Raw genomic sequence first — 21792 nt, 5'->3', positions numbered from 1 at the left:
CCTGTGTAAAGATTTATAATACTTTCGATTCAGTTTTTAATAATGTAACTAATTCCTTAACCTGATCTTCAAGATCGCCCTCCAAAACTTTACCGGCCTCTTTTTCTGGAGGTAGATAAATTTCAACTGTTTTTGTTTTAGGTTCCAGATCATCTTCATCTAGGTCAAGATCATCAATTTCTAATTCTTCTAGGGGTTTTTTCTTCGCTTTCATAATACCCGGAAGAGAAGGGTACCTTGGATCATTTAGTCCTTGTTGGCATGTCACTAGAACAGGCAGGCTAGTTTCTATTTTTTCAATGTCGCCTTCCACGTCTTTCTCAATATTAACTGTCTCTCCATCGATTTTAAGACCAGTAATTGTTGTAACGAATGGCATTCCTAGTCGCTCAGCAAGTCTAGGACCTACTTGACCACTTGCTTCATCTATAGCAACATTTCCAGCAAGAATAAGATCTACATCTTTTTCATCAAAATAAGCTTCCAATATTTTTGCTGTAGTAAATTGATCCCCTTCTTCTAGATCATCTTCAGTATTAATTAAAACAGCTTTGTCCGCCCCCATCGCCAAAGCAGTACGCAGCTGCTTTTCAGAATCTGCGTCCCCAACTGTAACGACTGTAACTTCACCACCGTGCTCATCACGTTGTTTTATCGCTTCTTCAACTGCATATTCATCATAAGGATTAATGATAAACTCAGCTCCATCATCCTCAATCCGTCCATTTGTTACAGTGATTTTTTCCTCTGTGTCAAATGTTTTTTTCAACAAAACATAAATGTTCATATGATTTCCTCCTTCAACTATTATCTTGCTCTGATTAAGAGCATAAGAAAGCGTTTTACTTACTGCTTATTCAAGCCCTTACGTTTTCCTCTCTTAACCCTTAAGAAGTGGACCTATTTCCTCTCTACTTATCTTGAAAATTAGGTTTTCTCTTATCTAGAAATGCTTGAATACCTTCCTTGGCGTCATCAGAACCAAAAATTTCACCAAATGCTTTGGCTTCTTCTTGTACTCCATCTTTAAATTTATCTGATTTTGTATAAGTAATCAAGCGCATAACATGATTTATTGTTGGTTTGCTCTTAGAAGCAATGTTTTTAGCTAGTTTAATAGCTTCATTGAATATTTCATCATCAGGAAGAACTCGATTTGCCAGGCCATAGCTATGCGCTTCGTTACCCGTAATTGGCACACCACTTAATAGCATTTCATATGCTTTGGCCGCACCAACATACCGTGGGAGACGTTGAGTTCCAGCAAATCCTGGAATAATCCCAAGTGTGAGCTCCGGAAGGCCAAGTTTGGCACTTTCCGTTACGAAACGAATGTGGCATGCCATCGCAAGCTCTAAGCCACCCCCCAATGCTGCACCGTGAATCGCAGCAATTACAGGGATGGAAAAGTTTTCAATTCGATCAAATATCTCTTGCCCATTTTCGGATAGGGTTTGGTAATCTGAGGCATTCTGAAGCGATGTGAATTCTTTAATATCTGCCCCCGCGGAAAAGAACTTCCCTTCTCCCTTCAAGACGATAGCTTTAATATCGGTGTCTTTTTCTATTTCGTCCAACTTACTATCTATGTCCTTAATTAGTTGACTGGATAGTGCATTTGCAGGTGGCTTTTGAATTGTTAATATTGCTACATGTTTATCTTTTTCATAGGCGATTGTTCCCAAATTCAAGTCCTCCTCTATTATTATTTAACGGAAAGTCCATTAATGATTAATTCGTGAACATCAGGAGCTTGTGAAAGTAGATCATACCTTTGTTCGTTCATAACCCAGTTTGTCACCACTTCATCTAGAGTCCCAAATATCATTTGTCTTACTAGTGGTAGATTTAAATCCCCACGAAAGTCTTTTTTAATTATACCTTCTTGAATGATGTTATCAATTTCGGCTAGATATGGCTTTAGCACCTTATTAATTTTCATACGCAATTCTGTGTTAGATTGACGAAGCTCAAGCTGGGTAACAATTGCCAAATGGTGGTCATTTGCTAATTGAAGAAAATGCATTTTAATTAAAGTCAAAAGTTTATCACTTACATTTTGTTCTTTGTTAATGCTGTGGGCTATTTGATCTACAAATTGACCCATTTTAACCTCAAACAATTTAACGAGAATATCTTCTTTATTTTTAAAGTAAAGATAGATTGTTCCGTCAGCTACACCAGCCTTTTTAGCAATCTTAGAAACCTGTGATGCATGATACCCATTTTCAGCAATCACCTTTACCGCTGCATCTATTATTTGGTTGTATTTTGGTTTATTTTTTTTCATTACGGTCATTCCCCTTAGCATTGCTACAATAGCCATAAAATGAATGAGACATCATTCATTTTTCATTGTACCCGACTACATTCCTTCATGTCAATCAATATACTGCTTGTACACTCTTTAATCAGAAAAACTTATAACTCGCTTATATTCCCTATAGCGAATAGTAAGAATTTCTTATATCCGTCTTTAAGTTACATTTTGGTTAACGTGATTTTGTAATTTCTATATTGTAGTGCTGACATTTTTCATTTTTTCTTTTTCTTCATCAACTAAAGATCGACGTAAAATTTTGCCTACTGCTGTTTTCGGTAGCTCATCACGAAACTCATAAATTCGTGGAACTTTAAAGGCGGCCATCTTTTTACGGCAATAAGCGTTTAATTCATCTTCTTCAAGCGTAAAACCTGACTTAAGTACAATATAGGCTTTTACCGTTTCTCCACGATATGCATCAGGTATACCAGCAACAACAGCCTCCTGTACAGCTTCATGTTCGTAAAGTACTTCTTCAATCTCTCTTGGATAAATATTGTATCCGCCTGCTATTATCATATCCTTCTTGCGGTCCACAATATAAAAATAACCTTCTTCATTCATGTAACCTAAATCCCCAGTAAATAACCAACCATCTTTTAAAACATTGTCAGTTTCCTCTTGATTATTCCAATACCCTTTCATTATTTGTGGACCTTTTACCACTATTTCTCCTATTTCCCCAACTGGAGCTTCTTCCATTGTACCTGGTTGAAGAATTTTAGAGTCAGTATCTGGCCATGGTACTCCAATACTTCCATTCACCCGCTTTGTCCAAACAAAATTAGAATGCGTTACTGGGGAAGATTCAGTCAGACCATATCCTTCCACTAGTCTACCTCCTGTTATCCGTTCAAATTGCTCCTGTACCTCTATCGGTAGCGGGGCAGATCCACTAATACAGGCCTCAATAGAGGACAAATCGTATTTTTTGAGGTTGGGATGATTTAATAAACCTACATAAATAGTTGGAGCGCCTGGAAACAAAGTAGGTTTTTGTTTTTGGATAGTCTTCAAAACATCTTCTACCTCAAACTTAGGCAACAATACCATTTTAGAACCTTGCATGATTGACATATTCATTACGGTTGTCATTCCATATACGTGAAAAAATGGCAAGACACCTAGTACTGTTTCTCCTTCTTCCCTCGTTTTGTACAACCAAGCTTGACTCATCTGTACATTCGCAACAAGATTATAGTGGGTTAGCATTACGCCTTTTGGATTTCCTGTAGTGCCCCCAGTGTATTGAAGTAATGCCAAATCTTCTTTTGCATTTATTTCAACTGGCTTGTAGTTTGTAGAAGCATGTTCTATTATTTCTTTCCATACATGGGTGTCTTCTGTTTGTTCAACTTTAACTACCATATTGTACTGCTTTTTTTGAATGAAAGGATAAATAAGATTTTTAGGGAAAGGCAGGTAATCTTTGATCCCAGTTACAATGGTATGCTTGATTGAGGTATTCCCTCTAACATTCGTTACTCGTGGCAGCAAAATATCCAAACAAATAATGAACGTTGCCCCAGAATCAATTAGTTGATATTCAAGCTCTCTTTCCATATAAAGTGGGTTTGTTTGTACAACAGTTCCACCCGCCATAAGTGTTGCATAGTAACCAATTACCGCTTGTGGGCAGTTAGGTAACATAATCGCTACACGATCTCCTTTTTCTAAACCTAAGGCCTGAAAGTAACAAGCCAGTTGTTTCGCCTCTTTATACAGCTCTCCATAAGTCATATCCTTACCTAAAAAGTGAAGCGCTTTCTTTTCTTTGTAACGCTCTGCATTTTCTGCTAAAAACTGATTAAGTGGCTTCGTATCATACGTAATACTTTTAGGTATTTCTGTTGGATAATGATTATGCCAAATACGTTCTTCCATTTTATTTCTCCTCCTTTTTATCTATGTATATTCATTATACCGATTAATTTGTATTTTTTGAAACTTTATTTGAAGTTTTTTTAAAAAAACAAAATTAAGACTCTTTATTATCATCTATTTCGTTGTCTGACTAAAAATGGTGTTGTAAGTTTTATTTGTCTTTAAGTTCCTATAGATGCTGATAAAAGTCGCGTCCTTGGAATCAGCCGTTATCCAGAAATATCGACCGTCGGGGTCTTGAAATCAATTTATAAAAAGAACCTAAAAAAATACTCCCGCTACTTTGTCAGTAGCGAAAGCTCTTTTTTATACCAAATAGAAAATCCCCACTATAGCAAATATTATTGCTACTACAATCAAAACCTTTGCTAATGTTTCCATTAATTTTCGCCCCTAACCAATACTTGCTCCAATTACAAATGACATACCAACCGAGATTAACATGGAAATAAAACCAACAGCATAGTTTCCGTTTCCGATTTCTTTATCAATTTTTATTTTTGGAGTTAAAAATTCAAAGATGAAGTAACTTAATAACAATAGGATAAAACCATATATTCCCCAGCCAATACTCTGTAGTATCGTGTCGTTGTGTTCAATTGAATACCGGAAAATAGTTGCTATTCCAAACAGCTTACCACCTGTGGCCATTGCAACAGCAAAATTCCCTTTTTTTATCTCATCCCAGTTCTTGTAAGATGTTACCAATTCGAATATTGCTAAAAACACTACAGTACATAAAATAACAACACTGTATCTTGCGGCGATTTCAACATAAGCAATTTCCCAAAAGTTCTCCATCAGTAGCACCATCTCCTATAGCTTCTATTTACTTCAGCTCTATTACAGTTACACCACTTCCACCTTCACCACTCACACCAGGTCGCGTGCTGGCAATTCTCGGATGACGATTTGCCATTTCCTGAACTCCTTTTCGTAATGCGCCTGTCCCTTTACCGTGTATGATTGACACCTTCTGATATCCAGCAAGAATCACATCGTCGATATACTTCTCCAGTTGTAACGAAGCATCTTCAAACCTTTCACCGCGCAAATCCAGTTCAGATTTAACATGAAAACCGGAACCTTTCACTGTTGTTATATGTTTTTCCGTAAACTCCTTTTTATCACTAATAAACAGGATGTCTTTCCTTTTCACTTTTACTTTCATTATTCCAACCTGAACCAAATACTCCTGGTTACCAACCTTTTCAAGCACACTTCCTTGTTGGTTAAGGGTTAATAACTTAATCGTATCACCGACCTTCAGATCTTTTGTGCTGTTTGAAGGTTCCGCTTTATCCACATCACGCTTTGTGGACAATTTTGGTCTTGCATCTTCTAACATTTTTTTTGCTTCAATCCACTCATGTTCTTTTAAATTTGCATTAGTCTTCATTTTCCTAATTTCATCAATTACCAGTTCTGCTTCTTCTCTTGCTTCTTGCAAGGCCTTATTGGCTTTATCTTCAGCTTTTTTGTATAATCGTTCCCTTTTATCCTCAAATTCCTTCCATTGCTTCTCTAAATCACGCTTTAACTGTTCTGTCTCAAGCATTGTTTGATGTGCTGCTTCATAATCCTTTTCAGAGTCGCGTTGTGATTTTTCAAGCGATGCAATCATTTTTTCAACGCTTTTTGAATCAACTCCAATATGTCCTTTGGCACTATCAATTATTGACTCACTTAACCCTAAACGTTTTGAGATTTCAAAAGCATTACTCCGCCCTGGAACACCCAGTAATAGACGATAGGTAGGTCTTAATGATTCCACGTCAAATTCAACAGACGCATTAACCACATTCTCCCGATTATATCCATATGCTTTGAGCTCAGGGTAGTGGGTGGTAGCTATTACACGCGCCCCCCTATCAATAACTTCGTCGAGGAGCGACATTGCTAGTGCTGCGCCTTCCTGCGGGTCAGTACCTGCACCTAACTCATCAAACAGAACCAATGCCTTATAGTTAACATTTTTCATTATCTCAACAATGTTTGTCATATGAGACGAAAATGTACTTAGGTTTTGTTCAATCGATTGCTCGTCACCAATATCTGCAAATACGTTTTCGAAAACTGCCATTTCACAACCATCAAGTGCAGGAACCTGTAATCCTGATTGAGCCATTAGTGTACAGAGGCCAACCATTTTCAAGGTAACAGTTTTCCCTCCTGTGTTAGGACCCGTTATCACGATGGAATTATAATCCTCCCCGATTTCAATGTCGTTAGCAACAACATCATCGATAGGAATCAAGGGGTGTCTCCCCTGTTGCATTTTTATTATCCCTTTATCATTCATTTTAGGCATCGAAGCTTTCATTGACTGTCCTAGCTTAGCCCTGGCAAACATAAAGTCTATTTTTCCTAATACTTCAACGTTCTCAGTTAAAAAGAGCTCTTCAGCTGCAATGTGACTCGTTAGTTCTCTTAATATCCGTTCAATTTCATGCTTTTCTTTTATAAATGCCTCCTGTAGTTGGTTGTTTAAATCTACTACGCTTTTCGGTTCCATAAACAATGTGGCACCAGAAGCCGACTGATCATGAACTATGCCCCCAATTGATCCACGATACTCCTGCTTAACAGGCAGCACGTAACGATCATTACGAATTGTTACAATTGGATCAGATAACATAGCGCTTTTCGATCTGGTGTAGCCATCTAGTCGATCGCGTACTCTGCTTTCATAAGTTCTTATCGAAGATCGAATACTTTTCAGTTTTACGGATGCACTATCCATTACATTTCCATGATCGTCAATACTACTTTTTATATGTTGTTCCAAATCTCTTAGCGGCTCTATTCGCTCAACTAAACTTACTAGTATGGGTAGTTCCTCTTCCAACTTATTAACAAAGCTTTTAACTTGTCTTCCTCCATAGATAGTATTGCCAATATCCAGGCATTCCTCTGTGCTTAACATACCGCCTATAACACTTCGTTTAATACTAGCACGGATATCAAATATTCCACCTAATGGAACTGCTAGATTCAGCCGAAGTATCTGAGCTGCTTCATCCGTTTCTTTTTGAATCTCTAACACACTGTCAAGATCGGTTAGTGGCTTTAACTGGAGAGCTTGATTTTTACCTAGACTTGATGCAGCGTGAGAGGAAAGTTGGTCAACTATTTTATTAAATTCCAGAACACGAAATATTCGTTCATTCATTATTACTTACTCCTTTTTCGTCGGCAATTACCTTTTTTGTTGCATAAACTGTATCAGTTTTTCTTTGGACCACGTGTTTAAGACATTGCTCTTCTCAATCCAACCCTTTCGTGCAATACCCACCCCATGTTTCATATCATCCAGCATTTGAAAGCTATGTGCATCTGTATTTACAACAACCATTACGTCGTTTTCCTGAGCTTTCCTAGCCCACTCAGCAGAGATGTCTAAACGATTAGGATTTGCATTAATCTCCAAAGCTGTATTGGTCTCTTTGGCAAGTTGAAATAATTTATTCATGTCAACAGGATAACCTGATCTTCTGCCAATCACTCTACCTGTAGGATGCGCTATAAAAGTTACATATGGGTTTTCCATAGCGTTCTCCAAGCGTTTCATTATTTTTTCCTCAGTTTGGTTAAAGCTAGAATGAATCGCACCTATAACAAAATCCATTTCCTTTAAAAATTCATTATCAAAGTCAAGCGTACCGTCCGGTAAAATATCCATTTCTACACCTGCAAAAACATGGATATCACTGTATTTATCATTTATTCTTTCTATTTCAACACGTTGTTTTCGAAGTTTTGTTTCATCTAATCCATTTGCGACACGTAAAAATTTGGAATGGTCAGTAATCGCTATATATTCATAACCAATTTTCCTAGCCTCATTAACCATTTCTTCTAACGATTGTCCACCATCACTCCAGGTTGTGTGCATATGAAGATCACCACGTATATCCGTATGCTCAAGTAAGTTAATGTTCTTTGTAAAAGTTTCAATTTCTCCTTGATTTTCTCTTACTTCAGGAGGTATATAAGGAAGTCCAAAATGATTAAAAAACTGTGTTTCATTTTCAAACGTGATAATTTCATCACTTTCAATTCGTGTAATCCCGTATTCGTTAATTTTCTCATCACGAGATTTTGCCAATTGACGCATAGCAACATTATGTTCTTTTGAACCTGTGAAGTGATGTAACGTTGTAGTGAATTCCTTAGGGTCCACAATTCTGAAATCAACATTAATATCATACACATCGTCTAATGTAACAGATACTTTTGTATCACCTTTAGCAATCACTTCTTTTATAGTATCCATTTGAAGTAACGCATCACGAACCACAGCTGGTTGAGCAGAGGAAATAATAAAGTCGATGTCTTTTACAGTTTCCCGCATGCGTCTTAAACTGCCTGCTCGCGAGAACGTATGAATTTCTTCAATAGTTGATAAAAATGCTTCTATTCTTTCCGCAACTGGGATGATCATAGCTATTGGTAAACGTTCCGGTCGACTACCTGCATGCTCCAACGCCTGTAAAATTTTTTCTGCGGTTTTTTTTCCGAATCCAGCAAGTTTCTCCACCTTTCCGGATTCACATACTCTTTGTAATGAAATAGCATCAGTAACGCCAAGCTCCTGGTATAATTTTGCCAATTTCTTACCACCCAGACCTGGTAAGTTCAGTAGCGGAACTAACCCTTGTGGCACTTCTTGTTCCAGTTGTCTTAATGTATCTGACTCTCCGTCAAGTATGTATTTCTCTATAACAGCACTGGTTCCTTTTCCAATTCCTTTTATTTTTGTAAAATCCTCAATCTCTGATAATGACCTGTCATCTTGCTCAAGTGCTAGCGACGCTCTACGGTATGCAGAGATTTTGAATGAATTTTCACCCTTTAGCTCTAAATAAATGGCTATTTTTTCCAATAACTTGATAATATCCTTCTTGTTAACATTCATTTTTTACACCTTCTTATAATTGTTTATAAATTAAGGCTGTTTTCTAAAAGATTGTTGTTTTTAACACATATATATAGACTGCGACTTAACAGCTGGATGGACTTTCTAACACCTTTTATTAGATTGGTGCTGATCAAGCGCTGCGGAAAAACACTCGCTTTCCGTGGGGAACGCTTCAGCCTCCTTGCCCCGGCAAGGGGTATGCCGATGTTGTCCGCAAAGGACGGTCTTAGTCGGCACGCGTTATCTACCGCTCACTGCGGGGTCTTCAGACTGTTCCTTTCCCACAGGATAAGGAAAGCTTCTAGCAAGACATCGCACGAAAAAAATGGGCTTTTCATTTTCGAGGAGTCTCGCATTTTTCCGCAGCTTAGATAGCTTTCTTCTCAAGGGTGAAGGAGTCCCAGTCAGGGGTCATGCGCTTTTATTAGTGAAGGCAGAATACGAAGACTCCTACGGGAACAGCGCGAGTCCGAAGACCCCGGAAGAAGCGTTCTTTGCTTCTGAGGAGACTGAGGCCGTGCCCGTGGAAAGCGAAGTATTCTGCCGGAACGGCGGCGTCAAAAGAATTTTCACTTCGTCGCAATTTGCATCAACTGCGAAGATTAAAAGCAACAAAATTTACGAAAAGAGCCTAAAATAATTATTTATAACTGCAATCTTTAGTAAACTTAGTATTAGGAAACTTGCCCTGTGGTGGTAGCCTTAGTTTCACTTGTGCAAAGAAGGAAAGTTTTACACCTTCCTTTCTGCTAAAAAAGACTGATTCTACGGTAGGTTTATACTATTGTACATTTCTCACAATTGTATTTCCACCTATTAAGAATCAGCCACTTATTGATTTTCTTTATGAACGTATTAAACCTTCAATTTGTGTAAACCATAGATCCTTTATTTTCTCAGAAAACAATGGTGTATGTTCTATAATGAACATTGCGACACCCGAACTATTTACCCACGACTGTACATTTGGTAATGGTGTCAAAACGAGTATGTACAGAACTATAAAGACAATCAAATATATCTCAATAAATCCAAGTAGTCCTCCAAGTAGTTTATTCACAGAATGAAGAACAGGCAACTCTGCAACAAAATCCAGCATTGATGCAATGATCTGCAGGACAACTTTTACTGCGAAGAATATAATTGCAAAGGAAATCGCATTATAGAAAGCAGCCTCAAGTGGAAGGTTTTCTAAAAAAGCTGCCCACGAGCTGGCGTCAGGTAATTCTGGATAAGGTATCCACAATGCTAACCTTGCAGATAATTGATCATAATATAAAACTGCAACGATAAAAGCTGCAATAAATCCAATTAAATGGAATAATTGCAATATGAAACCACGTTTTAAACCGACAAAAAAACCAAATATTAAAAGAACTATTAAAATAATATCAACCATATGTATTAATCCTCTTTCTTTCTCATTGATCCTAATAATTTCGCATAATCTTCTTTTAGTTTTAAATAATCATTCATTGTATTAACAGCCGTTAACACTGCAAGCTTAGTAGTTTCAAGTGTTGTATTACCCTGTTTTATTTCGCTCATTTTTTGGTCCACAAGACTTGCCACCAAACGCACATGATGTGCATCTTCACGACCTACTATTGTGTATGATTTGTTATGAATTTCAACTGTTGTTCTAGTTTTATCATTTTGGGTCACACGACTGCCCCCCTATTTTAAAAATTGTACACTTTATATTAACATGAAGATATCACTTTGGGAAAGTATTCGACAAAAATCATCTTTCCTTTATTCATCTAATTCTGCTATAGTCTGAGTATGAAACTGATAGGAGTGTTCGTTTTGCCACAAGAAATTCATGTATTTTCAAAAGAAAAAATAAATAAAATGAAGAACTTTTATAAGGATTCGATCATCGATATACCTCAGGGTGCTGTATTTCGAGCAAAAACGTCGAATGCAGTAATCACTGCGTACCGCTCAGGAAAAGTAATGTTTCAAGGTAAATCAGTGGAATTTGAATCAATTAAGTGGGTAGATGAAGTAATAGGAAGTGCAAACAAAACCAATACTGCTGCGAAAAAGCCGAAACATAACTTTGCTCCACCCAGCACTATCTTTACCATGTCGCATATAGGGTCTGACGAAGCAGGGACCGGAGATTATTTTGGACCAGTTACAGTTGCTAGTGTTTATGTTAAGCAGGAACAAATAGCTAAGTTAAAAGAAATAGGTGTACAGGACTCTAAAAATCTCACGGATACAACTATTAGACGCTTGTCTAAAGAAATTGTAGATTTAGATATCACCTATTCTTTGCTTGTTCTTCGTAACCCCAAATATAACACCTTAAAAACTAGAGGCTGGTCGCAGGGAAAGATGAAAGCAATGTTGCACCACCATGCAATCGGTAATGTTATCAAAAACGTTGGTCATGATTCATATGAGGGCATCGTAATTGACCAATTTTGCGAACCAGGTCTATATAACAAATACATTGGTGGTGAAAATGAGAAAAGCGCACCAAGGACCTACTTTATTACCAAAGCCGAAAGTCATTCAATTGCTGTTGCTGCAGCCTCAATTATTGCACGTACTAGCTTTTTAAAAGAGATGGATAAACTGTCCAAAGAGATAGGTATAACCATTCCAAAAGGTGCCTCTCAACATGTTGACAAGGCTATCGCTAAAATCATAAAAGAAAAAGGACACAAAGTCTTAGATTCCTGTGCCAAAACACATTTTGTTAATACTAAAAAGGCAGAAGCATATCTCTAACAATTGCAAAGTTTTAATTTAATGAAAAGGCAGGTAACCGTGTTTGGCTGCCTGCCTTTTCATTACTAAGACCTTACATATGCATGAAACCGTTCTTTAACAGCCGCTGTAATAGCTTGATATTTTTCTTCCACTTCATCATCCTTTAATGTACGTGTATCCTCTTGAAAGAGTAAACTATACGCGATCGATTTTTCACCATCTGGTAAATGCTCGCCTTGGTACACATCAAAGATATGAACTTTTTTAACTAGTGGGTGACCAATTTCTTCTATTAGCGATTTAACATCGCCGGCATTTACATTCTCATCCATTACAAATGCAATATCTCTGACAACTGACGGATACTTGGATTGTTGTTTGTAACTCGGAACATGGGCATAGTTTTCAAGAACAGTATCTAGATTAATATCAAAAACATATGTCTCATTCAAATCCATCTTTTTTTCTATACGTGGATGAACCTGCCCAATATAACCGATAACCTGACCTTCAATTGATAAAGTTGCACATCGTCCTGGGTGCATATCAGTTAATTTAGTTTGTTCGAAAGAAACAGTGATGTTCAAATAACTGAACAGTCCCTCTACGATCCCTTTTACCACATAAAAATCAACAATCTTTTTTTCTTGCTGCCACTGATTTTCATGCCAGACTCCTGAGACAGCCCCTGATAAACGTAGCTGTTCATATGGCTGATTTTGCAATGTTGACTCTTGTGAAATAAAAACTGAACCTAATTCGTAATACGCAAGATCAGTTTGATTTCTAGCATTGTTGTATGCAACAGTTTGAAGTAATTCTGGTACACCACTAAGCCTTAAATGACTGTGATCTTCGCTCATTGGCATGGCTAGTTTGACAGGCACAGCATTTTGTTCTGAAATTTCAGGGCTGACAAAAGTGCTTACATACTCTTCATTTGTTAACGAGTAAGTAATCGTCTCCATTAATCCAGCACTTTGTAAAAACCCTTTGATATCACGCTTTAACTGTTGACGCCTGGATAATGCTCCTGCTTGACCAGAGCCAGCTGGTAGGGTGAATGGTAGGTTATCGTACCCATATATTCGTGCTACTTCTTCAAGCATATCTTCGAAAATTGTTATGTCTCCGCGTCTAGTCGGAATCGACACGATGAACTGACTGCCTTCCTCACTATATGAAAAGCGAAGTTTTCTTATTATGTTGGCAATCTCTTCTTTGCTAATTTCAGTTCCTAGCCTTTTATTAATTTCATCAGTGTTGATTGTTACCTCTTTTTCTGCAGTATCTAAATCGTTAACTTCGACAGGTTGATTAAGAATATCCCCATTGGCATATTTCGCAAGCAGTTGACATGCACGCATGCCAGCACGGTTTACGCGATTTGGGTCTACACCTTTTTCATATCGTGTACTTGCCTCACTGCGAAGACCTGTTTCTTTCACTGTTTTTCTAACGGATGTTGAATTAAAAAGTGCCGCTTCCAACAGAATAGTAGTTGTATCGTCTTGAACCTCTGTATTTGCTCCGCCCATAACCCCAGCGACAGCAATTGGTTCTTTTCCGTTTGTAATTACTAAATCATTAACAGTCAAGCTTCGTTCCTGATGATCCAGGGTTACAATTTTTTCGTTTTCATTTGCTAGTCTAACTGCAATTTCCTTGGAATTTAATCGGTCATAATCAAATGCATGTAATGGTTGACCATATTCAAGTAACACATAGTTTGTTATATCCACGACATTGTTGATAGGTCGAATTCCAGAAGCCATTAAGTAGTTACGCATCCATAATGGGGAAGGTTTAACTGTTATATTTTTTATCATAAACGCACCATAATAAGGTGCTAAGTCTTTGTTGTCAACAGTGACGGAAATGAAATCACCAGCGGTCTCATCAATAGTTGAATAACTTTCATCTGGTAAGTTTATTGGTTTGTCAAGGATAGCCCCAACCTCGTACACTACACCAAGCATACTTAAACAATCTGCTCTATTTGGAGTTAATCCCAATTCAAGAATTGCATCATCTAAATTCAGTAGTGACGTTACATCTTTACCAATCTCTACGTCATTTGGAAACACAAAAATACCATCCGCTACATCCTTTGGAACATACTTTTCAGCAATTCCAAGCTCCTGTAAAGAACAAATCATTCCGTTTGATTCAACACCACGTAATTTAACCTTTTTTATTTTAAAGTTCCCAGGTAGAACTGCCTTAGGTTTCGCCACAGCAACCTTTTGCCCTTGTTGAATATTAGGAGCTCCACAAATAATCTGCAGTACTTCATCCCCAACATCCACCTGACAAAGGTTTAACTTGTCTGCATTTGGATGTTGCTCACATTCCTTTACGTAACCGACAACAACATTCTCGCTTTTTTCTGCAACATATTCAATTCCTTCTACTTCAATACCTGACTTAGTGATTTTTTCAGCTAAGTCTTCTGGTGAAATGTCCGAAATATCAATGTAATTTTTTAACCAGTTTAGTGATACTAACATTGCAATCTCCCTCCTTATGCTTGATGATATTGTTTTAAGAATCGTTTGTCGTTAGTGTAGAATTGGCGAATATCGTCAATACCGTACTTCAGCATCGCGATTCGTTCAGGTCCCATACCAAATGCAAACCCTGAATATACAGATGAGTCATATCCTGCCATTTCCAGTACTTTCGGATGTACCATACCAGCCCCTAAAATTTCAATCCAACCAGTTTGTTTACAAACCGAACAGCCTTTACCTCCACAAACTTTACATGAAATGTCCATTTCAACCGAGGGTTCGGTAAATGGGAAAAAGCTGGGACGTAATCGGATTTCTCTTTCATCCCCAAACATCTTTTTAGCAAATACGTCCAGGATTCCTTTCAGATCACTCATACGCACATTTTTATCAACATACAGCCCTTCAATTTGGGTAAACTGATGAGAATGCGTTGCATCGTCTGTATCCCGTCGATAAACTTTACCAGGACAGATCATCTTCACAGGTTCACTACCTTCAAGAGATTGCATTGTTCTTGCCTGAACAGGCGAAGTGTGTGTACGTAACAACAGTTCATTTGTTAAGTAGAATGAATCCTGCATATCACGGGCTGGATGATTTTTTGGCAGATTTAGTGCCTCGAAGTTAAAGTAATCAGTCTCTACCTCTGGACCTTCCTTAATTTCAAATCCCAGTCCAACAAATAAATCTTCTATTTCCTCGACAATAGAAGTTAATAAATGAGGTCCACCAACTTGGACACTACGACCTGGCAAAGTTACATCAATTGACTCATTAGCAAGCTGTTCTTCAAGTTCCTGCTCGTTTAATTCAGCACTTTTATCATCTAATGCGGATGTGATCGTTTCACGCACGCGGTTGGCAATTTCACCTACTACAGGTCGCTCTTCTTTTGATAATTTACCCATTCCTCTGAGTACACCTGTAAGTGAACCTTTTTTACCTAAATAAGCAACACGAATTTCTTGCAGGGCTTTTAATTTTTCAGTTTGTTTAACTTTAGCTAAAGCTTCTTGCTGAAGTGTTTCCAGTTCCTCTTTCATAGCTTGCTTCCTCCTTTTTTGCATACAAAAAACCCCATCCATAAAGGGACGAGGTTGTTATTTCGCGGTACCACCCTTGTTGACAACATACTGCTATCGCTTCGTTGTCCAACTTGAACTTGATAACGGAATTAATCCGGGACACCTTTACTTGGTTAGCAAGGTCTAAGTGCCAGCTCCAGAGTGAATAAGATAACGAAGAAATAGTGGAAATGCTTTCAATCCAGGGCATTCCCTTCCTAAACTATTTATTATGATTCGCTACTATGCTCTTTCAATGCTTGTTATTGTAAATTTGTTTTAATTATAATTAATTACCAAACTTGTTGCAAGTATTATCCGTTAATGTGGTACATAAGAATCCCTGCAGCAACACTAACGTTTAATGATTCAGCTTTTCCATTAATTGGTATCTTGACACTGCAGTCTGAAAGATCAATTAAGGATTGTGCAACACCATTCCCTTCGTTACCAACAAGTAAAGCTGTTTTGCTTGTAACCTGAACATCTTTGTACGGCTTTGCATTTTCAAGTGATGTTGCCCAAACAACAAAACCTTCTTTTTGTAAAGCAGGTATTTTTGTGTCTAAATTTTCCTGAAAAACCGCAATATGAAATAATGAACCTTGAGTGGACCTAATTACTTTTTCATTGTACATATCTACAGAATTGTCACCAATAACAACAGCGTCAAAGCCAACTGCATCTGCCGTTCGAATCATAGTTCCTAAGTTCCCAGGATCTTGTATAGAGTCAATTAGTAAAGCATTTTTGACATCTACCCATTCCACTTCCCTCATACTTACTATAGCTGCAATTCCTTGGGGTGTTTTAGTGTCGGCTATATGTTGAAAAACATTTGCAGTTACGATAGTAGTGGTGTATTGATCCGCAAAGGTAGGAATAGGCGTACCATCTTGGATTATAAGTTCCTCTATCCTCCAGTCGCTATCATGGACTTCAGCTACTAAATGTTCCCCTTCAATTAAAAAGAGATCAGTTTTCACTCGAAACTTTTTCATTTTCAATTTCGCCCAAGTTTTCACTTGAGAATTTTGCACTGACGTTATCATCAAATCGCATCCTCATTACTTTATGTTCCTATCATACATATTTCGAACAATGTAGGTCAAACTATATTCAGTTATCATTATCTAACAAGGAGTGATTTAGGATGGATTTAAATCTTCGAAAGGCAATATTGTCAAATATCGCAACAAATGATCAACAACAGCTGGAAGCAACAATAGTCGATGCCATTCAAAACGGTGAAGAAAAGATGTTGCCAGGGCTCGGTGTACTTTTCGAGCTAATTTGGCAAGAATCGGATGAAACCGAGAAAAAAGAAATGATTGATGCATTAGAACAAGGCGTTAAGAGTAAAGCATAAGGAACTGTTCGTTAATAGGCAGACATGTGTGCCTACAAGATAATTGTAAATAAGGAAAGATAAAACTAGGCTTATCGTCAGGACTTATGGCGATATCCTTAGTTGCACTTATGCAGAAAGAAAGTTTTTTTACTTTCTTTACTGCCAAAAAAAGTTCGGTGTAAAAAAACCGAACTTTTTTTTGCGCTGATATTTAAATCTCCTAATCATTGGCAGTTACTCAAAGGATAATTATATCTTTTGTCACTTACTGTAGAACATATTGACTATTCTCAATTGCAAGGTACAATAAATGTATAGATTGTACCTCGTTTTAATAGATACAATTACTAAAGGATAGGAAGAGGTTTTGATATGGAAAGATCTTTATTAGGTAACAACAGAAAAAAAGGTATCATAATTTTTGTTGTTACTGCACTATTAATTGTTGGCGGAAGCGTTGCTGCTTTTGTTCTACTAAATTTTTCCGATAAACAGAAATATTTCCTGGCAGAGAAAAGTAGCATTGAAGCGATCAGCGAACAATTCAATAATCGCTTTGAACCAGAGTTAAATTGGCAGGAAAAGGTACAGGAAAATCCAACAGAATCAACCTATGAACTTTCTGCTACATATAATGATCCTTCAGCAAACGTTACACTGTTTGGACCATCACAAATTATAAATAATTCAACTTTAACCTTAAAGAATGCCACTGATTTTAAGAACAAAAAAATGGCAACTGAAATAAGTGGTGCTTTTGGTGGGATTACAATTGATGGATTAAGTTTTTATCTTACTTCTGAAAAATTATTAGTTGAATTGCCTTTCCTAAAGGAATTACTGCAAATGAAAGAAGGAGACATCGGTCAGCTGTTAAAAGAATTAGACCCACAAATGTATACAGGTAAAGAAAAGATTGATTATGATACTTTTTTTAATCGGTCAAGTCTATCTGAGTCTGATCAAGAGTATTTGAAAGAAGAATATTTGGAAATGATTTATGATAGTTTACCAGATGAATCATTCCAGGCTTCTGAGGAAACCGTTGAAGTTAACTCAACTTCTTTCAACGCTGAAAAAATCGTTTTTCATTTAACCGAAAAACAATTAAAGAAAATTTTATCAACTACTTTGGAAAAAATGAAAAGTGACCAAAGATTGAAAGAAATAATCAAAGAGCAGGTAGCATTACGATCCTTTGGTGCAGGAATGTCAACTTCAAGTTTAACACCTTCAGTTGAAAGTGATATTGATGAAATGATAAATGAGTTTGAAACAACGTTAGATCATGGTATCGAACAACTTAAAACTATCCAAATACCAGATGGACTAAAATCTACTATTTGGGTTACCGATGACTCAATTATCCAGCGTGAACTTGTTTTCTCAGTTGGTCCTTCAAATGGTGAGATAGTGACTTTCAACGTTAGTGGTAAACAATTTATTAGTGAAACAGATCAGACATTTGACTACACATTTAGTGTTAAAGAAAATCAAAATGCGTCTACTTTAGCTTTAACCGGAGACCTATCATGGAAAAATAACGAGGCAAATGATTCTATTAAACTTGTAGCGGATGGATTGGAAGTTGGTTACGATGGAAATTCAACACTTACTGATGGCAAGCGAGAATTTGAACGTATATTCACTCTAAACACTGAACAAGATCAGGGTAGTTTGAGCTGGTCAGGCAATGCAATGTACAATAAAAATGAGATGAGCTCTGAACACTCTTTAACAATTCAAGCACCGGAAATGCCAAAAGACATGTTAAGTCTTCAGCTTTCAAAAGATGCAAGACTTATAAAAGAAGTTACTATTCCGAGTGGCCAAAATGTTAAAGACATTGGCAGTATGACTGCAGATGAAATTATGCAGTACTTCCAAACGGAGGTTACCCCAAAATTCCAACAATGGGTAATGGGAATTATGGGCTCAGGTGGATTCTAAGAAAAGGTGAATTTAAATGCTTTTTTTTCATCACGTATTTCTATTTATAAAAAGTAATCTGAAACAATTACAGAGGAAGTGGCCATCACTTCCTCTGCTTTTTCTATTCCCCATTATTATTGTTGGTTTATCTGCTTACATCCTTACCTCCTTTTTTATTCCTGATGAGGGTGAGGCTATACACGTTGGGTTAATTACGCACGATCAGTCAAAAGAGACCGCCATGATAGTTGAACTTATCGAGCAATCCTCGCAACTAAGTAGTTTTATTGAAATAGAAAATATGTCATCTTCAAAGGCTAAACAAGCCCTAACTAACAACCAGTTAAGTGCATACATCGTTTTACCCGATAATTTTACGAACAGCCTTTATAATGGGTCCTCTGTTACATTAAAGATAATAGGAAATCCTGACAAACGCGTTGAAAGCTACTTGGTTAAGGAACTTATTGATAGCGTCACCCGTCATATAAAAACAGCCCAGGCTAATATACTGACAATAAATTATTACGCGAAGCAATTAGAAATGGATGATGGTGTCCGTAATGACTTTATCTTCCAACAATTTACTGACTTTGTTTTCTATACACTTGGAAAAGACAAAATTATTGACGAAGAGCTGCTTAAGAATAATGTCACTACCTCTCCCGTTCAATACTATGGTCTTGGGGCATTATTTATTATCCTCACAATTTGGCTACTGGCTTTTTATTCTACTCTAACAAGAACAGAAGAATCCGGCTTAAAGAAACGTATGAAGTTATTTAATGTAACCGAAATGCAGCAACTACTAGCTAAAATAGTTGTATCATGGATCATATCTATTATCTTTACTATATTCATTTTTTATGGATTCATAAGACTTTTTGATATCTCACTTTATTTTAATGACTATGTAAAAGTCTATCTGTTTTTGTTAATTTACAGTTTTCTCTTCTTAATCGGGTTAGCTATTATTGAAGTTTCGGTGACAGGCCCAAAAATTCGATTATTTATTCACTCTTTTTATACTGTAACTCTCTTGCTGTTAAGCGGTGCAATTATACCAACGATCTATTACCCTATGTATTTACAAGAACTTTTACCATATAGCTTCAGTTACCAAGCATTTAAATGGTTACTTGAACTGCTATTAAACAATGGTATCTATGTGGACTACATTCCATTAATTATTTATCTAATAATTGGCAGCTTGTTACTTTTCGGAATCTCCTCATGGAAGGAGCGTATTTCATTATGAAAAATGTAGTTGAAACCCGTTTATTACATTTGAAAAAGCATTGGTTTAGCTTACTGTTTTGGTTATTATTACCTTTAATTGTTACCCTGGCAATATCAACTGTACTCAGTAATGTTCAGGATGACAGTAGGATTCCTATTGGTATAGTTATTGAGAATTCAAATGAACCGACAATTGAACTACTTAATGAAATAGCAACAACCACCTTCGTTAATGTACAGCAGCTAAGTGAGAAAGAAGCTTTATATCAATTAAGAAAGCATCAGCTTGATAGTGTTTTTGTAATACACAATGATTTCGCCAGCCAAATACGAGCAGGAAATAGAAGTCATATTATCACTAGTTACAGAACAAATCAGTCCTTAGCCTACACACCTGTTAAGGAGATGATTCTTTCCTACGTTCAGCAGGAAACCGGGAGATCGAAAGCGGCTTACATAATCAGAGAACTAACGGAAAGTTATCAAATGGAATCAGAATGGACTTGGAAACAAGTCATAGAAAAAAGTAAAGAAATCCAGGAAGAAGAAAGCTTATTACAAACAACTTTTTCCTTTAACGGAGGGAATTCACAGACAGTAGAGAATATCTCTATATGGAACACGCTGGCTTTGTGGAGCATTTTTAGTATGCTTTCTACCTTACTCATTTTCGATTGGGTTGTGAAGGAAAATCACTCTAAAGTAACTTTGCGGTTTGCATTCACGACCATTAGTTTAAAAGGTTACTTAACGAGGAATTTAATCTTTTATAGTATACTGCTTACCATTATGGATTCAGTCGCAATGTATGTCTTTGAGTTACTGCAATATGTACAATTAGATTCACAAATAATTATCGGTGTCATCTATTACCGGTTTATTCTAATACTTGGTGCATTTCTATTAGCACTTTTATTTAAAAACAGTTATAAATACTATGTGAGTTCTTTTGCGATTGTCCTTTTCTGTATGATAAGTAGTGGGGCAATCCTACCAATGAATGGGCTTCTTTTGAGGTGGCCATTACTTTCAACAATTAATCCCACTACCCCTATAGTATCCAGTGAATTCATTAATTTTTGGCCTGGATTTTTACTAATCACGTTTATCATTTGGATTGTAAGAAAGGAACGTTATTATGCTTAAGATTACATCTCTATCCCAAACCTACGGGAAAAATCTAATATTAAATTCTATATCCTTTTCAATTGATACTGGTGAGATTGTTGGCCTGGTCGGCGAAAATGGAGCAGGTAAATCTACATTACTTAAAACAATAGCAACACTATTACCGCAAACGGAAGGAACCTTATCCTTACACGGGAAATCATTTAATAAAAACATTAAAAATATAAGAAAAAAGATTGGTTATGTTCCACAGGAGATTGCAGTTTGGGATGAATTCACTGTGGAAGAAAACATGCTTTTTTTTGAAAAACTTTGCCCCGTAAAAAAGACAACAGAGGAACTTCGTCAAATATGCCTGGATATGAACTTGACTAAATGGAAAGAACCAGTTAATCAATTGTCTGGCGGAATGAAACGTAAATTAAACTTAGCTATCAGCCTAATACACAATCCAGAAATTCTATTATTAGATGAACCAACAGTAGGCATCGATTTGAAATCAAAAAAAGAAATCCGCTCCTATTTACAAAAAGTTGCAGCAGAAAAGGGTACCATGATTCTTCTGACCTCCCACGATATGGACGAAATTATTTCTTCCTGTAATCGCGTGTTATGTATAGGAAACGATAGTTTTTACAAGAATGTACTTATTGAAGCTGGAACCAACCCCCAACTATTGTGAAAAATCTATTGCAAATAGGATGGCT

Annotated in this window: 19 protein-coding genes; 7 read left to right on the top strand and 12 right to left on the bottom strand. The window is 36.8% G+C overall.

Annotation, left to right across the window (positions count from 1 at the left end):
• Positions 1–13 precede the first annotated feature (13 nt).
• The 7 genes from ACOI1D_RS00270 to polX form a co-directional block, all read right to left on the bottom strand.
• Positions 14–787, bottom strand: coding sequence for an electron transfer flavoprotein subunit beta/FixA family protein (locus ACOI1D_RS00270; protein WP_422498271.1), 774 nt, complete (start codon positions 785–787; stop codon positions 14–16).
• Between the two features lie 124 nt (positions 788–911).
• A complete protein-coding gene (locus tag ACOI1D_RS00265) occupies positions 912–1685 on the bottom strand; it encodes an enoyl-CoA hydratase (RefSeq protein WP_422498270.1) in 774 nt (257 codons plus the stop codon).
• Positions 1686–1705: 20 nt separating this feature from the next.
• The gene (locus ACOI1D_RS00260) at positions 1706–2290 is read right to left on the bottom strand and encodes a TetR/AcrR family transcriptional regulator (RefSeq protein ID WP_422498269.1); all 585 of its coding nucleotides are present in this window, start codon (positions 2288–2290) and stop codon (positions 1706–1708) included.
• Between the two features lie 222 nt (positions 2291–2512).
• Positions 2513–4207: an AMP-binding protein gene (locus ACOI1D_RS00255; protein WP_422498268.1), complete on the bottom strand. Its 1695-nt coding sequence runs from the start codon at positions 4205–4207 to the stop codon at positions 2513–2515.
• 393 nt (positions 4208–4600) lie between these two features.
• Positions 4601–5008, bottom strand: a complete 408-nt coding sequence (locus ACOI1D_RS00250) for a DUF350 domain-containing protein (RefSeq protein WP_422498267.1) — start codon at positions 5006–5008, stop codon at positions 4601–4603.
• 28 nt (positions 5009–5036) lie between these two features.
• Positions 5037–7379, bottom strand: coding sequence for an endonuclease MutS2 (locus ACOI1D_RS00245; protein ID WP_422498266.1), 2343 nt, complete (start codon positions 7377–7379; stop codon positions 5037–5039).
• Between the two features lie 27 nt (positions 7380–7406).
• Positions 7407–9125, bottom strand: a complete 1719-nt coding sequence (gene polX / locus ACOI1D_RS00240) for a DNA polymerase/3'-5' exonuclease PolX (RefSeq protein WP_422498265.1) — start codon at positions 9123–9125, stop codon at positions 7407–7409.
• Positions 9126–9453: 328 nt separating this feature from the next.
• Between polX and ACOI1D_RS00235 the strand changes: the two genes are divergently transcribed.
• The gene (locus ACOI1D_RS00235; protein ID WP_422498264.1) at positions 9454–9768 is read left to right on the top strand and encodes a hypothetical protein; all 315 of its coding nucleotides are present in this window, start codon (positions 9454–9456) and stop codon (positions 9766–9768) included.
• Between the two features lie 204 nt (positions 9769–9972).
• On the opposite strand, the gene ACOI1D_RS00230 is transcribed toward ACOI1D_RS00235, so the two are convergent.
• Both ACOI1D_RS00230 and zapA read right to left on the bottom strand, forming a co-directional pair.
• Complete coding sequence (locus ACOI1D_RS00230; RefSeq protein WP_422498263.1) at positions 9973–10527, bottom strand: CvpA family protein; 555 nt, start codon at positions 10525–10527, stop codon at positions 9973–9975.
• Positions 10528–10532: 5 nt separating this feature from the next.
• Entirely contained in the window at positions 10533–10793 is a 261-nt protein-coding gene (gene zapA, locus ACOI1D_RS00225; protein WP_422498262.1) for a cell division protein ZapA, read from the bottom strand.
• 135 nt (positions 10794–10928) lie between these two features.
• Here zapA and rnhC point away from each other — a divergent pair, with 135 nt between their 5' ends.
• Complete coding sequence (gene rnhC, locus ACOI1D_RS00220; RefSeq protein ID WP_422498427.1) at positions 10929–11873, top strand: ribonuclease HIII; 945 nt, start codon at positions 10929–10931, stop codon at positions 11871–11873.
• A 65-nt stretch (positions 11874–11938) separates the two neighbouring features.
• Here rnhC and pheT read toward each other — a convergent pair whose 3' ends face one another.
• From pheT to ACOI1D_RS00205, 3 genes are all read right to left on the bottom strand, one after another.
• Entirely contained in the window at positions 11939–14365 is a 2427-nt protein-coding gene (gene pheT, locus ACOI1D_RS00215; RefSeq protein ID WP_422498261.1) for a phenylalanine--tRNA ligase subunit beta, read from the bottom strand.
• Positions 14366–14379: 14 nt separating this feature from the next.
• Positions 14380–15414: a phenylalanine--tRNA ligase subunit alpha gene (pheS, locus tag ACOI1D_RS00210; RefSeq protein ID WP_422498260.1), complete on the bottom strand. Its 1035-nt coding sequence runs from the start codon at positions 15412–15414 to the stop codon at positions 14380–14382.
• 335 nt (positions 15415–15749) lie between these two features.
• On the bottom strand, positions 15750–16487 hold the full coding sequence (locus ACOI1D_RS00205) for a TrmH family RNA methyltransferase (RefSeq protein ID WP_422498259.1): 738 nt from the start codon (positions 16485–16487) through the stop codon (positions 15750–15752).
• Between the two features lie 101 nt (positions 16488–16588).
• Between ACOI1D_RS00205 and sspI the strand changes: the two genes are divergently transcribed.
• The 5 genes from sspI (at position 16589) to ACOI1D_RS00180 (ending at position 21767) form a co-directional block, all read left to right on the top strand.
• Positions 16589–16804, top strand: coding sequence for a small acid-soluble spore protein SspI (gene sspI, locus ACOI1D_RS00200; protein ID WP_422498258.1), 216 nt, complete (start codon positions 16589–16591; stop codon positions 16802–16804).
• A 354-nt stretch (positions 16805–17158) separates the two neighbouring features.
• Positions 17159–18736 (top strand): hypothetical protein, encoded by a 1578-nt coding sequence (locus ACOI1D_RS00195; RefSeq protein ID WP_422498257.1) that lies wholly within the window; start codon positions 17159–17161, stop codon positions 18734–18736.
• A gap of 16 nt (positions 18737–18752) precedes the next feature.
• A complete protein-coding gene (locus ACOI1D_RS00190; protein ID WP_422498256.1) occupies positions 18753–19976 on the top strand; it encodes an ABC transporter permease in 1224 nt (407 codons plus the stop codon).
• On the top strand, positions 19973–21103 hold the full coding sequence (locus ACOI1D_RS00185; protein ID WP_422498255.1) for an ABC transporter permease: 1131 nt from the start codon (positions 19973–19975) through the stop codon (positions 21101–21103). The genes ACOI1D_RS00190 and ACOI1D_RS00185 overlap by 4 nt, the downstream gene beginning before the upstream one ends.
• Entirely contained in the window at positions 21096–21767 is a 672-nt protein-coding gene (locus tag ACOI1D_RS00180) for an ABC transporter ATP-binding protein (protein ID WP_422498254.1), read from the top strand. Before ACOI1D_RS00185 ends, ACOI1D_RS00180 begins: the two co-directional genes overlap by 8 nt.
• Positions 21768–21792 lie beyond the last annotated feature (25 nt).

It is taken from the genome of Virgibacillus sp. DJP39 (assembly GCF_049310925.1).
GTDB lineage: Bacteria > Bacillota > Bacilli > Bacillales > Amphibacillaceae > Virgibacillus_F.
This window is presented reverse-complemented; position numbering and strand designations above follow the sequence as displayed.